Genomic DNA, 18786 nt, shown 5'->3' with positions numbered 1-18786 from the left:
AGATAATGAAGTTTATCTTAAACACTGGAAGAACAATATGGCAAGGGGAGGCCATAGAGGCAGGAAAAAACCTTGATTTGTATGTTAAGGCAGCTGGGGTTATTTATATTAACGAAGAAGATATGGAAAAATTAGGAGTTAAAGAAGGAGATAAAGTTAAAGTTAAGTCAGAATATGGTGAAGTTGTTGTTTATGTAAAAAAGGCAACTGAAAGAATGCCAGAAGGAATGGTTTTCATACCAATGGGTCCATGGGCTAACTGTGTCGTTAAACCAGAAACTGACAGTACAGGAATGCCTTCTCTTAAAGGATATCCGGGCTACTATGTTGAAGTTGAGAAAACAGATGAAGAATTCTTAGATATGAGGGCTTTAATGAGGAAAAAATACATAGAATCAGTTGAATAAACCAAATATAAATAAATGGTGATAAAATGGAATATATAATAAAAAATGGAATTGTCTATGACCCATTAAATGGAGTCAATGGAGAAAAAATGGATATTTGTGTCAAAGATGGAAAGATAGTTGAAAGTGTCTCTAACGATGCTAAAGTTATTGATGCATCTGGCTGTGTAGTAATGCCTGGTGGAATTGATTCTCACAGCCACGTTGCAGGAGCAAAGGTTAATGTCGGTAGAATATTTAGACCAGAAGATAGTAAAAAAGAAATTTACGCTAAAAAAGGATTAAGAACTGGAACAGGGTTTTCAATTCCATCAACTTACAAAACAGGTTATCAATACTCAGAAATGGGGTATACATTTGTTGTTGAAGCAGCAATGCCTCCATTAATTGCAAGACACACTCATGAAGAATTTATGGAAACACCACAAATAGACAAAGCTGCAATGCCATTATTTGGAAACAACTGGATGGTTTTAGAGTATTTAAAAGAAGGAGATATTAAGGCATGTGCTGCTTTTGTTGCTTGGTTATTGAAAACAGTTAAAGGTTTTGCTATAAAGATAGTTAACCCAGGAGGAACAGAAGCTTGGGGTTGGGGTAAAAACGTTCACAGCTTAGATGACCCAGTTCCATATTTCGATATAACACCAAGAGAGATTGTTACAGGATTGGCAAAAGTCAATGAAATGCTTGGTTTGCCTCACTCAATCCACGTCCATCCAAACAACTTAGGACACCCAGGAAACTGGGAAACTACATTAGAAACAATGAAGTGTGTTGAAGGAATTAAAGCAAAACCAAGAGTTGGAGAAAGAGAGACATCATATTACAACACACACACTCAATTCCACTCATATGGAGGAACTTCATGGAAGGACTTTGAAAGTAAAGCTGTAGAGATAGCTGAATATGTAAACAAATCAAAGCATGTAGTTATTGATGTTGGGCAAGTTACATTAGATGAAACAACAACAATGACCGCAGATGGGCCAATGGAGTATGATTTACACATGACTAATGGATTGAAGTGGGCAAACTGTGATGTTGAGCTTGAGACAGGTTCTGGAGTTGTTCCATTTATCTACTCACCAAAAGGTCCAGTTTATGCAGTTCAGTGGGCAATTGGTTTAGAACTCTTCTTATACACAAATACAGATAAAGTATTATTAACAACTGACCACCCTAACGCAGGGCCTTTCACAAGATACCCAAGAGTTATTGCATGGTTAATGAGCAAAAAATACAGAGATGAGTGGTTATACAATAAAGTTCACAAGTGGGCTCAGCAAAGAAGCCATGTAGCAGATAGCGATAAAGAATATGACTTATACGAAATAGCAAAAGTAACAAGAGCTAACCAAGCTAAGGTTTTAGGATTGAGTGAAACAAAAGGACACTTAGGAGTTGGAGCTGAGGCAGATATATCCATTTATGCAATAGACCCAGAAGAAAAAGATGGTAAGAAGATTGAGAAGGCATTTAGATATGCTAAGTACGTATTGAAGAGGGGAGAAGTAGTTGTTAAAGATGGAAATATTGTTAAGCAGGTGTTTGGAGACACAATTTATGTAGATGTACAAGTTGGAGAGGATTTAATGAATGAAGTTCTCAAAGATGTTGAAGAGAAGTTTAGAAGATACTACTCAATTAACTTAGAGAACTACCCAGTTTCAGAAGAATATGCAAACAGCTGGAGGGTTATAAAGATAGACGCAACCGATATAAACTAAGCTTTTTACTTTAATTTAATTTTTTATACGTGATTTTGCATGATAACTTCTACAACTGATAACTTAGAAGGTTTTAAAATTGTAAAATATTTGGGCGTTGTAATTGGTTATGGAGACGACCCAGACGATGCCTTAGAAGATTTGATAGATGTAGCTAAAGATATGGGAGCTAATGCGGTTATTGGGATAAGAATTTCTAATGAATTAACTACTGAAATTACATGTGATGAAAACTATATTGTTCCTGAATTAACTTACTATGCATACGGAACGGCTGTTATAGTTGAAAAAATTGAAGACAAAAATAATAAGCCGGTGATGGTATGAAAGAGTTGATATTAACATTACAAAAAGAAATAATAGTTCCAGTAGAGATGGATAAAGTATTGCCAGAAGTCATTGAGAACATGAGCTTAGAAGAAATAAAAAACATTGAGTTAGTTCAAGGAAGAAAGAGAGTTAAAGTTGGGGATATATTTGATGTTGAGTTAAATGACATTGAAGGGGAGCCAAGAATTATTATTAAAAACTCAAGTCCAAAATTAAAATATGTTGGTTCAAAGATGACAAAGGGAGAGATTGTTGTTGAAGGAGACGTAGGAATGTATGTTGGAGCTGAGATGAAAGGAGGAAAAATAGTTGTTAATGGTAATGCTGACAGCTGGGCTGGGCAGAATATGAAAGGAGGAGAGTTGTTAATTAAAGGAAATGCAAGGGATTATGTTGGTTCTGCTTATAGAGGAGACTGGAGAGGTATGAGTGGAGGAACAATTATTGTTGAAGGAAACGCTGGAAACGAGATTGGAGAGTTTATGAGTAAAGGATTAATTCACATAAAAGGAAATGCTGGAATGTTAGCTGGAATTCATCAAAATGGTGGAATAATCATTATTGATGGAGATGTTGATGTAAGAGTTGGAGGAGAGATGAAGGCAGGGGCTATAGTTGTTTATGGAAAAGTTGAAGAGGTTTTACCTTCATTTAAGTTCGAAGGAATTGTTGAAAATCCAGTTATAAAATTAAGTAAAAAAGATGAAGGAACACCAATAACAGGAACATTCTATAAATTCACAGGAGATTATGTCTATAATAAACCAAAAGGGCAGTTATATATTTCAGTTGATAGCAACCCAGATTTAATTTAAGTTTTTTAAATTTTTTATTTCTTTTTTATAGGAACTAATTTATAGAAACTAAAATTAAAAAAGTTTATAATTCTTCATCTAAAGCAGCTTTAACTAACCCATCAAATAATGGATGTGGTTTGTTAGGTCTTGATTTAAATTCTGGATGTGCTTGTGTTGCTATAAAGTATTTTTTATCAGTAATTTCTATAAACTCTGCTAATCTTCCATCCGGAGATTTTCCAGAAATTGTTAGACCATAATTTTCTAATATTTCATGATATTCAGGATTAACCTCATATCTATGTCTATGTCTTTCATAAACTTCTTTCTTTCCATATAGTTTGTAAGCTAATGTTCCCTCTTTCAATATTGCTGGATAAGCCCCCAATCTCATAGTTCCTCCTTTTTCATTAATCTCCTTCTGCTCAGGCAATAAATCAACAACTGGATATTTGGTATTTTCATCAAATTCTGTTGAGTTAGCTCCTTCTAAACCACAAACATTTCTTGCAAACTCTATAACTGCACACTGCATACCCATACAGATACCTAAGAAAGGAATATCATTTTCCCTTGCATATTTTATAGCATTTATCTTTCCTTCAACCCCTCTATCTCCAAATCCTCCTGGCACCAAGATTCCATCCAATTGGTTATCTTCTTTATACCTATCTAATATTTCCTCAAATTCTTCACTTTCCAATCTCTCAGCATGTATCCAATTTATATTAACTTTAGTGTCATTTTTAGCTCCAGCATGAATTAATGCTTCTGTAATGCTTAGATAAGCATCTTTTAACTCAACATACTTCCCAACTATACCAATAGTTATCTCATTTAATGGGTTTATAACTCTATCAACGAATTTTCTCCATTCATCTAAATCTGGCTCTCTATCTGGTAGGTTTAGCTTTTTAGTTACTAATTTACCTAAACCTTCTTTTTCTAAGTTTAAAGGCACTTCGTATATTGTTCTTGCATCCCTTGCTTCGATAACTGCCTCTTTATCCACATCACAAAATAGGGCTAATTTCTCTCTAATCTTATCTCCCATAGGCATTTCTGTTCTGCAAATTAATATATCTGGCTGAATTCCAATACTTCTTAGCTCTTTAACACTATGCTGTGTAGGTTTTGTCTTTAACTCACCAGCGGCTCTTATATAAGGCAAAAGAGAAACGTGAATATATAAGACATTCTCTTTACCAACATCTTTTTTAAACTGCCTTATCGCCTCTAAGAAAGGCAAACTTTCAATATCTCCAACAGTTCCTCCTATTTCAACAATAGTTATATCATATCCTTCTCCAAGTTCTTTAATCCAATTCTTTATTTCATTAGTTATGTGAGGAATTACTTGAACTGTCTTTCCTAAATACTCTCCCTTTCTCTCTTTTGTTAGAACACTCCAGTATATCTTCCCTGTTGTTATATTATTATTTTTAGTTAAATTTTCATCAATAAATCTCTCATAATGCCCCAAATCTAAATCTGTTTCCCCTCCATCTTCTGTAACAAATACTTCCCCATGCTCATAAGGTGACATTGTTCCAGCATCTATCTGCAAGTAAGGGTCTATTTTAATCATATTGACTTTAAATCCTCTCGCTTTCAATAATCTACCCAATGAAGCAGCTGTAATTCCTTTACCTAATGACGATATAACTCCTCCAGTAATAAATATAAACTTCATTCTTCCCACCCACTTTCACATTTAAACAATTTTTTAAACAAAACAATAAGAATAAGATAAAATAAATAAAAAATAAAATAAAAATATATAAAAGATTTTATAAACTACATGGATGGATAAAACCACCTTTAATCATTAAATCAGCCAAAGTTATGGCAACCATTGCCTCAGCTACTGGAATAATTCTTGGAACTATAACAGGGTCATGTCTTCCACTAACTTCAATTTCAGTATTCTCTAAGGTTTTTAAATTTATAGTTTTTTGCTTTTTGCCTATTGAAGGTGTTGGCTTTACGGCAATTCTTAAAACTATTGGGGTTCCACAGCTAATTCCCCCTAATATGCCACCGCAGTTATTTGTTTTAAATCTTATATTTTTGTCGTCATCAAAATACATCTCATCGTTCATCTCACTTCCATACATTTCAGCTGCTTTAAAACCAACTCCTATCTCAACACCTTTAACAGCATTTATACTCATTAATGCTCTTGCCAATTCACCATTTAACTTATTAAATATTGGATTTCCAACACCAACAGGAACATTTAATGCAACAATTTCAACAACTCCTCCAACGCTATCCTTATCTTTCATAGCTTTTAAAACATACTCTTCCATATCTTTTTCATTCATAGAAGGGCATCTTAGTGGGTTGCTTTCAATACTTTCCATCAATCTTTCTAAGGACTTTTCATTTTCAAAAATGTTTGGATTTTTGTAATAGTTGAAATCACCTTCAATCTTTCCAATTTTTATAGTGTAGCCAACAATTTTTATGTTGTAAGTGTATGATAAGAGTTTTTTAGCAATAGCTCCTCCAATAACATGCCCTATAGTTACTCTACCACTTGCCCTTCCTCCTCCCCTATAATCATAATTTTTATACTTCAGCCGATAGGTTAAATCTGCATGTCCTGGTCTTGGGGTATCTTTAATTGCTGAATAATCCTTAGGTCTCATATTTTTGTTATATACTATAGAGCAAATAGGGGCTCCAGTAGTTTTCCCTTCAAAAATTCCTGACAATATTTCAACTTTATCCTCTTCTTTTCTTGGTGTGGAAAATATGCTCTGCCCTGGTCTTCTCCTATTTAACTCTTTCTGAATATCTTCTTCAGACAATGGTAAATTAGCAGGGCATCCATCAACAACTGCTCCAACAGCTTTTCCATGACTTTCTCCAAAAACTGTAACTCTAAACATATCTCCATAAGTGTTCATTAATGTCACCAAAAATTTTAGTAGTTTTGAGTCAATTTAAAATAATTAAAAAATAAAATGAAAATAAATGAAAATTAAATATAAAAAAGTTTTTGAATTTATCTATAGAGAACATCCAAGTGAGCAGGTTCTTTAGCTTTGACTTTTTTCTTCTCCATAATCTTCTCAACTGCCTTTTTAAAGTCTTCCATTGTTACATAATCTCTTAACTCTCTAATCGCGTTCATCCCTGCCTCTGTGCAGATTGCCTTTAATTCAGCTCCTACACAACCCTCTGTCATCTTAGCTATTTCCTCTAAATTAACATCCTCTGCTAAGTTCATCTTTCTTGTATGTATCTTTAATATTTCCAATCTACCTTTCTCATCAGGGGCTGGGACTTCAATAATTCTATCAAATCTTCCAGGTCTTAATATTGCAGGGTCTAAGATATCTGGTCTGTTTGTAGCTCCAATTATCTTAACATCCCCTCTTGCATCAAACCCATCCATCTCAGCCAATAATTGCATTAATGTTCTTTGAACTTCCCTATCTCCACCAGTTAAAGCATCTGTTCTTTTTGCGGCAATAGCATCAATCTCATCTATAAATATGATTGATGGTGCTTTCTCTTTAGCTAATTTAAATATATCCTTAACTAATGAAGCTCCCTCTCCTATAAACTTCTTAACTAATTCAGAACCAACAACTCTTATGAATGTTGCATTTGTTTCTGTAGCTACAGCTTTAGCTAATAAAGTCTTTCCAGTTCCTGGTGGTCCATAAAGCAATATACCTTTTGGTGGCTCAATTCCAACTTTTTCAAACAACTCTGGATGCTTCAATGGAAGTTCAACAACTTCTCTAATCTCCTGAATTTGCTTATCTAATCCACCAATATCTTCATATCTGACATTTGGTCTCTCATCAACTTCCATTGCTTTAGCTCTATAATCCTTATTTTCTGGCAATACATCAACTACTGTCAATGTTTGCTGATTTAAACAAACTCTCTTCCCTGGGGTTAAATCATCTGGATTTACAAAGTGAGAGACATTAACTAAGAAACTTGGACCTGTTGAGCTTTTAACAACAACTTTTCTCTCCCCTACTTTATCAACTACAGTCCCAACTATTAATGGCGGAACTCTCATTCTATCTAATTCTCTTCTTAAAATTTCATTTTCTTTCATTAGCTGTAAATTCTCTCTTTCAAGCTCTTTTTTCTCTAATTCTAATTTTAAAATTCTGCTCTCTAATTCTGCAATTCTTGCCTTTTCTTGAAGTTCTTCTTTGAGTAAATCATTATTATTTAAGTTATCTTCATTAGCTTCTTTTTCTTCTTTAAATTCTTCAGTAAATGATTTCTTTTCTTTTTTTAATTCGGATGAAATAAATTCTTCAAAAACCATAATTATCACCGAGTAAATTAAGTTAAGTGAAGGGATTATTATAATCATTTTATTTATTATGGATTATCATTTATATACCATATGGAATTATAATAAAGATTCTTATATTTAAATTTTATTATTCATATTTAACAGTTTTTCATATATTTTTCTAACACTCTCTGCACATTTTTTCCAAGAAAATTTTTTTGAAAATTCTTTTCCATTTTTTCCTAATGTTTTTCTTAAATCTTCATTATTTATTAACTCTAAAATTTTCTGTTTTAAATCATCTGGATTATTTTTTTCAATCAACAATCCATTGTATTCATCAATAACAATTTCCTTTAATCCTCCAACTTTTGTAGCAATTACTGGTTTAGAACAAGCCATTCCTTCAACAGCCACCATTCCAAAGCCCTCGCTTCTTGAAGGAACTACTAAAAAACTACACTTCCTCATAAATGAAGCAGTTTCATTAAAACTCTTTTTTCCTAAAAGTTCAATATGATTTAGATTATTTTCTACAATAAAGTTTTCTATTTTTTTGTATAATATCCCATCCCCTACAAGTTTAAAATTAAAATCAATATCCTTTATTGCTTCTATTAAAATATCAACTCCTTTTTGTGGAACAAAAGCTCCAACAAACAATCCGAAGTTGAAATCTCCTTCATTGTATAAGAGTTCTTTATTTACTCCGTTGTATATAACAACCGCTTTATTTTTCAAATTTTCATCTAACTGGTTTTTTATATATTTACTTACACATATTATTTTATCAGAATTTTTTACAGCATATTTAAAAAAATACTTTCCTTTTGAAGAGTTTTTTAATATTAAAGTATCACTTCCGTGAAGAGTTAATACATGCGGAATAGAAAATTTATTTTTCAGCAAAGCCCCAACACATCCCTGTGGAAACGCATAATGGGAATGAATCAAATCAATATTCTCTTTTTTAATAATATCTTTCCCTATTTTGTAAGCATTTATTAAATAACTAATCCCCCTAAATTTTTTTAAATGAGGGACTTCATGAATAATTACATTTTTATATTCGTTTTCTTCATAACTATCATAAGTTAGTATATGAAACTCAATATCCTTTAAATGTCTAACTAAATTTTCCACGTGTATTGTAATTCCTCCAACATATGGGTAGTATATAGTCGGCATCAAAACTTTCATTGTTATCACGTGATGGATATGAGATTTAATGAGTTTAAGTTTTTTAGGAAAGGAATTATTATTGGATTGTTAATAATGTTATTATATATAATTTGGCCATTTATTGATGTTTTGGCTTATTCGTGTGCATTTGCATATATGGCTTTACCAATATATAACTTATTAAGAAAAAAATTTAATAAAACTATTTCAGCAGGTTTGGCAATTAGCATATATATTCTTCCAATTATGATAATAACAATTTATGCTTTAATTACATTCATGGAAATTGTATTTTCATTTAATACCAAATCCATAGAGCCATATATAGATATAATTCTTAAGCTATATAATACTTCTATGTTAAAAGGAATGATTAATGAGCAAATTTTTACAAAATATATTGATGAATTTGTAAAATACTTAATTAATCAATTTTCTGGGAAGATTGTTGATATGGGCTATTTACTAATTAAAGTTATTATGATTTTATTCATAACATTCTACTTTTTAAGAGATGGAGATAAGGCCAGAAATTTAGTTATTTCATTCGTGCCTAAGGAATATAAAGAAAAAATGGAAATTTATTTAGATTATCTTCACGACTCTTATAAAAATCTGTTTATAAGCTGTGTTTCACTTTCTGTAATTATAACTGTCCTATCATACATTGGATATCTTATTGTATCTGTGCCATATGCAGAGTTATTTGCGGTAATGACTGGAATATTTGCTCTATTACCAATATTAGGGGGATGGATGGTATATATTCTAATAGCCATATATTATTTCTTAACTCATGATTATACAAAAGCAATTTTCATGTTTATTTATGGGGAAATTTTTCTCTCCATAGCACCAGATTTCGTAATAAGACCTTATTTAGTTAAAAAAGAAGTAGATATTCATCCTGTCCTTGTTGTTATTGCATTTTTAATGGCTCCTCTATCTTTAGGGTTTAGTGGATTTGCTATTGGTCCATTAGTCGTTGGGGCTTTAAACGCCTTTTATTTGGCAAAATATAGAGACAGAAAGATTTAAAGAGGAAGAACATGGAAAAGAAAAAGAGAGTAGTAACTGCCGGGACATTTGATATATTGCATCCAGGGCATTATGAGACATTAAAATTTGCTAAAAGTTTAGGAGATGAGCTTATAGTTATCGTTGCGAGGGATGAAACAGTTAAAAAAATAAAAGGTAGAAAACCAATAATTCCAGAAGAGCAAAGGAGAGAGATGGTTGAAGCATTAAAACCTGTTGATAAAGCAATATTAGGAAGTTTAAAAAATAAATTAGAGCCAATATTGGAATTAAAACCGGATGTTATTGTTCTTGGTCCTGACCAAACAACTTTTGATGAAGAAACACTAAAAAAAGAACTTGCTAAATATAATTTATATCCAGAGATTGTTAGATTTGAGGGCTATAAAAAATGTCCATTTCACAGCTCTTTTGATATAGTGAAAGAGATTATTAGGAGATTTTGCAATAAAGAGATTAGAATTTAAATAGGAATACCATAACCACACTGTCAGTAAATAAATCTTTTTTTAATTTTAATTTCTTATTAATTTCTTATGCTATCATGATTTTCTTATAAGATAAATTATCTACAAAAAAATAAAAAATTTTATATATTACTCATTTAAAATTTTCTCATGTTCATAATTTGAGGTGATATTATGAAAAAGGTATATGCAGTGATGGCCTTATTAATTTCGTCTGTAGTTTTATTGGCTGGATGTGTCCAAAACCAGCAAACTTCAGAGATTCCTACATTGACAGTAGCTTATTTACCAACAGACCATCATGCAGCGTTATTTGTTGCCTGTGACAACCCAGATTTATTTAAAAACAATTATGGTATTTATTTAAAAGCAGTTAAAGATAAAGAAGAGTATGAGTTATACAAAGGAGATAAGAAAGTAGCTAATGTAAAGGTTGTTAAAGTTACTGAGGGTGGAGCAAGTATAATGAACTTAATGACTCAAGGACAAGTCGATGTTGCTTTAGTTGGTAATCCACCAGTAATTTTCTACATTGATAAAGGAACAAACGCTAAGATTATAATGAATTTGCATACAGAAGGTTCAGCAGTAGTTGTTAGAAACGATATTCCAGTAAATAACTGGGAAGAATTTGTAAATTGGATAAAAGAGCAACATGCAAATGGTAATCAGGTTAAGATAGGACATCCTCTCCCTACTTCAATCCAATACGTTATGATTAAAGATGCTTTAAAAGCTGAAGGTATAACTTATACTGAAGACCCTAACGATAAAGATGCAATGGTTCTATTAATGAACTGTAAAGGGCAAAAAACAATGCCTCAAATGTTAGCTCAAAAGCAGTTAGATGCAGTTATTGCATGGGAACCAACACCCGAAATTATAAAAAGTGAAGGTATTGGAAAAGTTATTGCTTACAGTGAGGATTTACCAAGCACTGCAGGAGGAAAATGGACAAATCATCCATGCTGTTGCTTAGCTGCATCAGAAGATGCCTTAACTAACAAAAGAGATGCTACAATAACATTTGCGAAACTATTAAAAGATGCAACAGATGAAATTAACAAAGATAAAGATTTAGCTGTTAAAGCATCAGTTAGATGGCTTGGAACTGATGAAGCTGTTGAAAGAGAGTCAATTGAACATATAAAGTTTGATTACAGATTAGAGCCAACAATACCACAGGTTATAAAATTCGTTGAAGCTATGAAGCTTCAAGGATTAATGAGTGGAAAGTTAAAAGATGTCTCATCAGAGGACGCTAAGAACTTAATATTTGACTTAAAAACATACAATGATATAGTTGAATAATTTAGCTTTTATTCTTCTTTTTTGAGTTTTCATAACTTTAATTAAAGAAATCTTGACTAGTTTGTTTACTTTTTATGCGAATATTTATATAATGGTTACAATAAATAACTAAACTATTATGTAATAACTGTTAAAACTATAAATATTTCCATAGAAAAATATGTCTATTTATTATGTGATGTTGATTTTAACTTTCATGCCATTTACATGAGATTGTTTTTCTTACTTATTATTTACAATAATGAAATATATAAAAATGCAAAAATTTTGAAATTTTTAATATTTATTTATGTGGGTGTTATTATGCAAGTGGGTATTATTGGAGCAGGATTGGCGGGATCTATATTGTATAAATTACTCTCAGAACATGGTTTTTACATAGATATTTATGATCATGTATTAGTTAGGGGATGTAAAAGTATGGGGCTCATATTTTCTAATAAAAATGAGATTTTAGCAGTAAAAAAAGTTTTTAAAATATTAAATATAGATATTCAAGATTATGTACTCAAAGAAATAGGGGAAGTGAATATTAGTGGAGACGCTTATTTTCCAAATAAAAAAATTTATATTATAAATAAATCTAAATTAATTGAAGATTTAGTGCCAAGAACAATAGTTACAAATAGAGAATTTAATCCAGTTATTAGAAGATATACAACAAAAGTTATTGATACGGGAATTATAGTGAGAGAATTTTGTACTGAGGCTGAAACCAAGTTTTATGATTTAGTTGTCGATGCCTCTGGGAATACTAAAGTACTTCAATTAGGTAATGTCCATACCAAATATAAGAATGATATTAGAACATGTCAATTTCTAATAGCATGTGATCAAAATTCTTCAGAAAAATTTGATAAATTTTTTATTGACGAAATAAAAATACATAAGGGAAAACCACTAATTGGTTATACTTGGATAGCTCCTATAGGCGATGGATTATATCATGTTGGATGTGCTTACTATAGAAATGGCCATGAACTTTGGGAATACTTAAAAAGATATGTTAAAAGGATGTTTGATAGTGATTATAAGAGAGTTTGTGGATGTTCTTCTAGAATAAACGGAAATTTAATCTCTGAAAGTTTTGTAGGAGGGGTGTATGAGAGAAGATGTGTCGCAAGTGTAGGAGAGAGTATGGGTTTAACAACACCTTTAGGTCATGGGAATGTCTATGCTATAATTTCTGCTTATATTCTATCAAAGTCTATAAGTAAATATGAATTAGATGAAGCTGTATTAAAATATAAAGATTATATGTTAAAAAAATTTGAAAAATTGGATAAAGATAAAAAAGCTGTAAAAAGTTTTAATTTATTAAGGATTACAAGATTGTTTAAAGAATATTATAACATACCAACTCATGAATCCATGAAGATTATGCTTAAATCTCTTTACTAATGGTGATATTCTTGACATCATTAAAATTATTAAAAGAGGAGGATGGGCTTTCTCCAATGTTAAGAGAATTTAGAAACTTTATAGAGAGTAATGATATAGAAAGTGTTGCATTTGTTGGCTCTATTGGGGTTTGTCAACCTTTTGCTGAATTGTTTGGATATGCAATAAGAAATAAAGAGAGTTATTTTATTCCGAATGGGGATTTAAGCAATGTTAAAAAACTAGTTATTAAAGATATAGGTATGCAAATGGAAGATTTTGAAAGCTTAGATAAAGTAGATGCAGTTGTTTTATTTGGAGGTTTAGCAATGCCAAAATATGGGGTAGAAGTAGATAAAATTAAAGAAATAATAAAAAAACTTTCGCCTAAAAAAGTTATTGGTATATGTTTTATGAGTATATTTAAAAAGGCAGGATGGGACAAAGAGATAGATTTTGACTATTTAATAGATGGCTTTATTAAAATAAGTTTATATTGCAAAGATTAAAAATTAAAAGGTGAAAATTTGACAAAAAAAGTAGGGATTGTAGATACAACATTTGCAAGAGTTGATATGGCTTCTGCAGCCATAAAAAAGTTAAAAGAGCTCTCTCCAAACATTAAAATTATTAGAAAAACTGTTCCTGGGATAAAAGATTTGCCTGTAGCATGTAAAAAGCTATTGGAAGAAGAAAACTGCGATATAGTTATGGCATTAGGAATGCCAGGAAAGGCAGAGAAAGATAAAGTATGTGCTCATGAGGCATCTCTTGGCTTAATGTTGGCCCAATTAATGACAAATAAGCATATAATTGAAGTATTTGTCCATGAAGATGAAGCTAAGGACGATAAAGAATTAGATTGGTTAGCTAAAAGAAGGGCTGAAGAACATGCAGAAAATGTCTATTATTTATTGTTTAAACCAGAGTATTTAACAAAAATGGCTGGTAAAGGTTTAAGGCAAGGATTTGAAGATGCTGGACCTGCAAGAGAGTAAATTAATTAATTTTCCAATCAATATCTAAGAGCTCAGAATATCTATCTAAGACTCTTTTTACATACTCATCTACATTTTCTCTATTTTCAAATTTTTTAGTCCATTCTTCATTGCCAAATTCTTTTGCTAATGCTATAATTAAATCCCTAACTCTTTCACTTTCAATTTTTGCAGGGTATCCTATCTTTTTGTTATAATTACAAATTTCTCTATAGAGTTTTATTGAATCTTCTACAATATTTTCTATACCTAAAAGCTCTTTAGCTAAATTATTCAACACAGGCTTTACCCATCTTCTATGGAATCTACAGATTCCAAGGTTTTCTATTGGCATTTCTAATTTTATACTTTCTACAACTAATTCAGCTAATTTTTCTGGTTCATTAAATTCTGGTTTGTAATAGGTTAGATATCTTCCCTGAATAACAAATGGTATAAAGAATCCAGGAGTCCAGTATAGATTTGAGGCTATTTCTCCCCAATCACCAAATGGAACATAAACAGCAAAATCGTTGAATTTTTTGCCAAATTTCTTAACTCTATTTTTAAATCTCTCATTTAATATTTTAGATGCCTTTCTTTTTCCTAATGATAAGATTTTATAGATTTCATTTGAGTTCTCTGCTAAATTATACAATAATTTTATTGCCTGTTCAGCATTATGTTTTGATATTTCTTTAATCTCTTCATCATCCCCATCTATAATCTTTTTATGATTAAATATTGGTTTTTTTATATTCAGCTCATCTTCTTTTAACAAACCAACATCTAAAAGTTCAAAAACCCAAGCAATTAAATTTCCAATCTCTATGCTATCAAATCCTAATGCATCTACTGTTTTAACAACTCTATCTGCTTCATATAAATCAAAAATTCCTAATAATGTTCCGTTTGATGCATACGGCTCATAATCAATTTTGTTTTTATTTCTATACTTTTTACATACAACAGGACATGGCTCCCCACAATTTGTCCATTTTTTAGTTTCTATAGTTTCTTTATTGAATGTTTCAAGGTAAAGTCTTAATATTTTATCTAAAATCTTTTTTCTATCCTCTTTATCTATATATGGTATTCTCCAATTAAATATTGGGACTTTCTCTTTATACAAAAGCCAGTTGTTCCCAAAAGTTCCACCAGTTTTTGTTTCTTCATCATACCTATATTTTTTTGTATGTTCCGATACAACTTTACTCATTGGCTTTTTATAATAATCTTCGATAATTTTTTTAGCTTTTTCTTTTTCCTCTTTATTTTCTTTTTCATCTCCAAAGAACACAATTCCTATTATGTTATGAGCTCTATAAAGAACAGAGCCCCCTCCTCCTCTTGCTGCCCAATCTTCTGAGCCTTCAACAAATTTACCATTTCTAACTGTTTGAGAAAATAAAGCCCCCATATTTGTTCTTTTTGATGCCTCACCAACAACAACACTTCTCATATTTTTATCTTTGTAGAGCTCAAGAATATAGTCGCTAACTTTATATACCGTCTTAAGATTTTCTTTAACCTCAATAAAATCTATTTTTAACTGCCCTTCATTTTCTATAACTAATAAAGATGGCTTCTCACATCTTCCAATAATTGCTACATTGTTTAATCCTGTGCCTTTGAATTGATATCCAGCTCCTCCCATTGATGAAAAATAAAAACCATCCCAAAGTGGTGACCTAAAGGAAAATATCAATCTATGCCCTCCTATAATTGGCAAAACTCCTCTACCAAAACAAAAGACATTTCTTTCATCATAAACATCATACTTCCATGTCTCAAATTTATTATGCCAATATAGTCCCCAAGTTATTGGCAATATATTTTTTTCAATAATTTCAAACTTTTTTGTTGTTGCATTTATTAAAGCATTTTTCATAATCTCAAACCTTTAATTTTTATTGCCTAATTTTTATTTTTGAATTTTTAATGTTTTATAGGTTTTGTTAATCATAAACGATGAACGTAATATTTAAATATGAAATTAGGATACCTTTACTTTTGGAAACCCATAAAAAAGGTGAGTATGGATGATAAAAAAATTAATAGCAATCTCAATATTGCTGATAGTTGGAACAGCTTTATGTGGATGTACGGAACAGCAAAAAACTCAGGAAAATGTAGGACAGCAAGGAGTTGGAACTCAGGAGAAGATTGTTTTAAAAATATTTCACGCTGGAAGTTTGTCTGTGCCTTTTGAAGAGTATGAAAAGATGTTTGAGAAAGAACATCCAAATGTTGATGTGCAGAGAGAGCCAGCTGGAAGTGTTGCTTGCGTTAGAAAAATAACAGATTTAGGAAAAAAAGCTGATATCTTAGCTTCAGCTGATTATTCCCTAATCCCTCAAATGATGATGCCTAAGTATGCAGATTGGTATGTAATGTTTGCAAGAAATGAGATTGTTTTAGCATACACAGACAACAGCAAATACAAGGATGAGATAAACTCAGAGAACTGGTATAAGATTTTAGAAAGACCAGATGTTAAATTTGGTTTCTCAAATCCAAATGACGACCCTTGTGGATACAGAAGCCAAATGGTTATGCAATTAGCTGAAATTTATTATAAAGATCCAACAATATATGACAACTTAGTTTTAAAATACACAAACATAAAGGTTGAAGAGAATAATGGAACTTACTTGATATTAGTTCCTGGAGATTTAGAAGTTAATTCAGACAAATTGGTTGTTAGAAGTAAAGAGACTGATTTATTAGCCCCATTAGAGGCTGGAGCGTTTGACTATCTCTTTATCTATAAGAGTGTTGCAAACCAACACCACTTAAAGTATGTAGAGCTTCCAAAAGAGATTAATTTAGGATATTATGAATATGCCAACACTTACAACAAAGTTAGCTTAAAAATAATTGCAAAGAATAAAACAATAGTTGCAAAACCAATTGTTTATGGTATGACAGTTCCAACAAATGCTCCACACAAAAAAGAGGCTATAGAGTTTGTTAAGTTTGTCTTAGAACACCCAGAGGTTTTAGAGAATAATGGACAGCCAGCAATAAGTCCAGCAATTGCTAAAGGAAATGTTCCGGAAGAGTTAAAGGGTTTAGTTAAAATAGAAAACAACTAAATAATACTCTCTAAAAATTCAATATCTTTTATTACTTCATCAATTTTCTCCTCTTTTGTTACTGGATTTTTTCCTAATCTTCTATCATCAAGCTCTAAGTTAAACATTCCATCATATCCATAATCTATAAGTGCTTTTACATAAGGAGAGAAATCAATTTCTGATTTTCTTAATGGGAAGTGGTCTTTTCGATTGACAACTCCGGAAATATGAGTATGTTTTATATAGTCAATAACCCTCTCAAAAAATTCATCTATATACTCTTTAGCATGTGCAAAGTCCAAAGTCATATATAATAGTCCATCATATCTTTTTAAAATCCATTCAACCTCTTCTGGATTCCATCCAATTCTATTAACCTTCTCTGGCATATTTTCTAAGCATAATGTTATATTTTTATTAATAGCAGCTTCCAATGATTTATCTAAATATTTAAAAAATGCTTCATATTCTTCGTCTGTTGGTGGTCTGTTGGTTGGTCTTTTTCCAGGGTGTAGAGTTATTAACTTGCATTTGTAAAATTTAGCTAATTCAATACTCCAAAGTGTCTCTTTTATAACTGCTTCTCTAACATAAGGGTTTAGAGATGAAGGGTTTAGCTCTATATGCGGGTTGTGTAGAGCAACATCAAATTTTAGAAATTCTCTTCTAAGCTCTGCAATATAGTCCAAATCAAATCTATTATCCCAAAAATCAGGATTTTCTGGAAAAAATTCTATACATTTAATTCCAATATCTCTAAATATATCAAAAATCTCAACCATTGGATATTCCCAAAAAAATAAAGTTGAAACACCAATTTTCATTTCAGCCACCATTACATAATTTTTATTAAATACTTTTATTATCTTAAAAAATATTTATTGTTTTGGTGAAACTATGGAAAAAATGAAAAATAAAATCTTTGGCTCTGTGTTTGGGGCAGTTATTGGAGATGCTTTAGGAATGCCAACTGAAAATCTAACAAAGGAAGAGATAAAAAAGCTTTATGGATTTGTAGATAACTATGTTGAGCCAAAAAACTACTTAGCTGGGAAGTTAAGCAAAGGAGAATGGACAGATGACACAGAGCAAGCTATCTGTTTAATAAAAAGTCTAATCAAAGAAGGAGTTGATATAAAAAAATTTGCCAACTGTTTAATAGCTTGGAAAAACAAGAACCCTCCAGATATTGGTTTAACATCATTAATGGCTATTGAAAAATTAGAAAATAATGATTATTCTGGAGTTGATAGCAGTAGTTGCGGAGCGGCAATGAGAATCTATCCATTAGGGATTGTGTTTTATAACAACTTAAATAAACTAAAGGAAGAGGTTATAAAGGTATCAAAAATAACTCACAACAACAAAACAGCAATTGCTGGAGCTTTATCTATAGCGTTCTTTGTTAGCAGTGCGTTAAAAGACAAAAAAGATTTTAGCTTATTAGATAGTTGCCACAACTACATAAAAGACATAGATGAAGAATTTGCTAAAAAATTATTAGAAATTAAAAACTTTAAAAACTTTGATGAGTTATCTCATATATATGATTACTTTGGAACCGGTGTAAAAACTGAAGAAGTTGTTCCTTCAGCAATAGCAACCTATCTACTAACAAAAAACTTCAAAAATGGTATGATAAAATGCATAAATGCTGGGGGAGATACTGATAGCTTAGCATCTATGTATGGAGCTATGGCTGGGGCATACTATGGCTTTAAAAATATTCTAAAAGAATGGATTGAGGGTTTAAAAAATAAAGATTATATCTATGAACTTGCTAACTATCTCTATCAATTAACTTTCTGATT

General features: G+C 31.2%; 18 protein-coding genes. 12 read left to right on the top strand and 6 right to left on the bottom strand.

Translation table 11 applies throughout. The annotated features are described in order from the left end of the window. Positions 1–5 precede the first annotated feature (5 nt). From fwdD to fwdC, 4 genes are read left to right on the top strand one after another with little or no spacing between them, the layout of a single operon-like run. Entirely contained in the window at positions 6–407 is a 402-nt protein-coding gene (gene fwdD, locus JH146_RS03430) for a tungsten-dependent formylmethanofuran dehydrogenase subunit FwdD (protein ID WP_048201697.1), read from the top strand. 26 nt (positions 408–433) lie between these two features. After that, a complete protein-coding gene (fwdA, locus tag JH146_RS03425; protein ID WP_048201696.1) occupies positions 434–2137 on the top strand; it encodes a tungsten-dependent formylmethanofuran dehydrogenase subunit FwdA in 1704 nt (567 codons plus the stop codon). Positions 2138–2176: 39 nt separating this feature from the next. After that, complete coding sequence (locus JH146_RS03420) at positions 2177–2464, top strand: YbjQ family protein (protein ID WP_048201695.1); 288 nt, start codon at positions 2177–2179, stop codon at positions 2462–2464. Then, complete coding sequence (gene fwdC, locus JH146_RS03415) at positions 2461–3282, top strand: tungsten-dependent formylmethanofuran dehydrogenase subunit FwdC (RefSeq protein ID WP_048201694.1); 822 nt, start codon at positions 2461–2463, stop codon at positions 3280–3282. Before JH146_RS03420 ends, fwdC begins: the two co-directional genes overlap by 4 nt. A 64-nt stretch (positions 3283–3346) precedes the next feature. On the opposite strand, the gene pyrG is transcribed toward fwdC, so the two are convergent. The 4 genes from pyrG to JH146_RS03395 form a co-directional block, all read right to left on the bottom strand. After that, complete coding sequence (gene pyrG, locus JH146_RS03410; RefSeq protein WP_048201693.1) at positions 3347–4957, bottom strand: glutamine hydrolyzing CTP synthase; 1611 nt, start codon at positions 4955–4957, stop codon at positions 3347–3349. Between the two features lie 97 nt (positions 4958–5054). Further along, positions 5055–6179, bottom strand: a complete 1125-nt coding sequence (aroC, locus tag JH146_RS03405; RefSeq protein ID WP_048201692.1) for a chorismate synthase — start codon at positions 6177–6179, stop codon at positions 5055–5057. 98 nt (positions 6180–6277) lie between these two features. Beyond that, complete coding sequence (locus JH146_RS03400; RefSeq protein WP_048201691.1) at positions 6278–7570, bottom strand: proteasome-activating nucleotidase; 1293 nt, start codon at positions 7568–7570, stop codon at positions 6278–6280. Between the two features lie 108 nt (positions 7571–7678). After that, positions 7679–8740 carry a glycosyltransferase family 4 protein gene (locus tag JH146_RS03395; RefSeq protein WP_048201690.1) on the bottom strand — a complete coding sequence of 354 codons (1062 nt, stop codon included), beginning with the start codon at positions 8738–8740 and terminating at the stop codon, positions 7679–7681. Between the two features lie 18 nt (positions 8741–8758). Between JH146_RS03395 and JH146_RS03390 the strand changes: the two genes are divergently transcribed. From JH146_RS03390 to ribC, 6 genes are all read left to right on the top strand, one after another. After that, positions 8759–9760: an AI-2E family transporter gene (locus JH146_RS03390; protein ID WP_048201689.1), complete on the top strand. Its 1002-nt coding sequence runs from the start codon at positions 8759–8761 to the stop codon at positions 9758–9760. A gap of 11 nt (positions 9761–9771) precedes the next feature. Continuing rightward, a complete protein-coding gene (gene ribL / locus JH146_RS03385; protein ID WP_048201688.1) occupies positions 9772–10227 on the top strand; it encodes an FAD synthase in 456 nt (151 codons plus the stop codon). A gap of 174 nt (positions 10228–10401) precedes the next feature. Beyond that, complete coding sequence (locus tag JH146_RS03380) at positions 10402–11538, top strand: ABC transporter substrate-binding protein (protein WP_048201687.1); 1137 nt, start codon at positions 10402–10404, stop codon at positions 11536–11538. Positions 11539–11841: 303 nt separating this feature from the next. Then, on the top strand, positions 11842–12939 hold the full coding sequence (locus JH146_RS03375) for a geranylgeranyl reductase family protein (RefSeq protein WP_048201686.1): 1098 nt from the start codon (positions 11842–11844) through the stop codon (positions 12937–12939). Between the two features lie 56 nt (positions 12940–12995). Then, the gene (locus JH146_RS03370) at positions 12996–13427 is read left to right on the top strand and encodes a DUF2124 family protein (protein ID WP_394296460.1); all 432 of its coding nucleotides are present in this window, start codon (positions 12996–12998) and stop codon (positions 13425–13427) included. Positions 13428–13445: 18 nt separating this feature from the next. Further along, complete coding sequence (ribC, locus tag JH146_RS03365) at positions 13446–13916, top strand: riboflavin synthase (protein WP_048201684.1); 471 nt, start codon at positions 13446–13448, stop codon at positions 13914–13916. A gap of 1 nt (position 13917) precedes the next feature. Here ribC and JH146_RS03360 read toward each other — a convergent pair whose 3' ends face one another. Beyond that, the gene (locus JH146_RS03360) at positions 13918–15786 is read right to left on the bottom strand and encodes an aldehyde ferredoxin oxidoreductase C-terminal domain-containing protein (protein WP_048201683.1); all 1869 of its coding nucleotides are present in this window, start codon (positions 15784–15786) and stop codon (positions 13918–13920) included. A gap of 151 nt (positions 15787–15937) precedes the next feature. Between JH146_RS03360 and wtpA the strand changes: the two genes are divergently transcribed. Continuing rightward, positions 15938–16993, top strand: coding sequence for a tungstate ABC transporter substrate-binding protein WtpA (gene wtpA / locus JH146_RS03355; RefSeq protein WP_048201682.1), 1056 nt, complete (start codon positions 15938–15940; stop codon positions 16991–16993). Here wtpA and JH146_RS03350 read toward each other — a convergent pair. Beyond that, positions 16990–17799, bottom strand: coding sequence for a sugar phosphate isomerase/epimerase family protein (locus tag JH146_RS03350; RefSeq protein ID WP_048201681.1), 810 nt, complete (start codon positions 17797–17799; stop codon positions 16990–16992). The two genes, wtpA and JH146_RS03350, sit on opposite strands and share 4 nt — an antisense overlap. Positions 17800–17872: 73 nt before the next feature. On the opposite strand from JH146_RS03350, the gene JH146_RS03345 reads away from it, so the two are divergent. Further along, complete coding sequence (locus tag JH146_RS03345) at positions 17873–18784, top strand: ADP-ribosylglycohydrolase family protein (protein WP_173400809.1); 912 nt, start codon at positions 17873–17875, stop codon at positions 18782–18784. The last annotated feature ends 2 nt before the right edge of the window (positions 18785–18786 follow it).

The organism is Methanocaldococcus bathoardescens (assembly GCF_000739065.1).
In the GTDB taxonomy this organism is placed as follows: domain Archaea; phylum AGJL01; class Methanococci; order Methanococcales; family Methanocaldococcaceae; genus Methanocaldococcus; species Methanocaldococcus bathoardescens.
Note: the sequence above shows the minus strand (reverse complement) of the source record. Positions and strands in the feature narration are given on the sequence as shown.

Excerpts from the sequence above, each read along its gene's own strand:
- fwdA (WP_048201696.1), top strand. The coding sequence starts at position 434 with ATGGAATATATAATAAAAAATGGAATTGTCTATGACCCATTAAATGGA.
- JH146_RS03380 (WP_048201687.1), top strand. The coding sequence starts at position 10,402 with ATGAAAAAGGTATATGCAGTGATGGCCTTATTAATTTCGTCTGTAGTT.
- ribL (WP_048201688.1), top strand. The coding sequence starts at position 9,772 with ATGGAAAAGAAAAAGAGAGTAGTAACTGCCGGGACATTTGATATATTG.
- JH146_RS03400 (WP_048201691.1), bottom strand. The coding sequence starts at position 7,570 with ATGGTTTTTGAAGAATTTATTTCATCCGAATTAAAAAAAGAAAAGAAA.
- JH146_RS03345 (WP_173400809.1), top strand. The coding sequence starts at position 17,873 with ATGGAAAAAATGAAAAATAAAATCTTTGGCTCTGTGTTTGGGGCAGTT.
- JH146_RS03360 (WP_048201683.1), bottom strand. The coding sequence starts at position 15,786 with ATGAAAAATGCTTTAATAAATGCAACAACAAAAAAGTTTGAAATTATT.
- JH146_RS03395 (WP_048201690.1), bottom strand. The coding sequence starts at position 8,740 with ATGAAAGTTTTGATGCCGACTATATACTACCCATATGTTGGAGGAATT.
- JH146_RS03370 (WP_394296460.1), top strand. The coding sequence starts at position 12,996 with ATGTTAAGAGAATTTAGAAACTTTATAGAGAGTAATGATATAGAAAGT.
- JH146_RS03350 (WP_048201681.1), bottom strand. The coding sequence starts at position 17,799 with ATGAAAATTGGTGTTTCAACTTTATTTTTTTGGGAATATCCAATGGTT.
- fwdD (WP_048201697.1), top strand. The coding sequence starts at position 6 with ATGAAGTTTATCTTAAACACTGGAAGAACAATATGGCAAGGGGAGGCC.
- pyrG (WP_048201693.1), bottom strand. The coding sequence starts at position 4,957 with ATGAAGTTTATATTTATTACTGGAGGAGTTATATCGTCATTAGGTAAA.
- wtpA (WP_048201682.1), top strand. The coding sequence starts at position 15,938 with ATGATAAAAAAATTAATAGCAATCTCAATATTGCTGATAGTTGGAACA.
- JH146_RS03390 (WP_048201689.1), top strand. The coding sequence starts at position 8,759 with ATGAGATTTAATGAGTTTAAGTTTTTTAGGAAAGGAATTATTATTGGA.
- JH146_RS03420 (WP_048201695.1), top strand. The coding sequence starts at position 2,177 with ATGATAACTTCTACAACTGATAACTTAGAAGGTTTTAAAATTGTAAAA.
- aroC (WP_048201692.1), bottom strand. The coding sequence starts at position 6,179 with ATGAACACTTATGGAGATATGTTTAGAGTTACAGTTTTTGGAGAAAGT.
- fwdC (WP_048201694.1), top strand. The coding sequence starts at position 2,461 with ATGAAAGAGTTGATATTAACATTACAAAAAGAAATAATAGTTCCAGTA.
- JH146_RS03375 (WP_048201686.1), top strand. The coding sequence starts at position 11,842 with ATGCAAGTGGGTATTATTGGAGCAGGATTGGCGGGATCTATATTGTAT.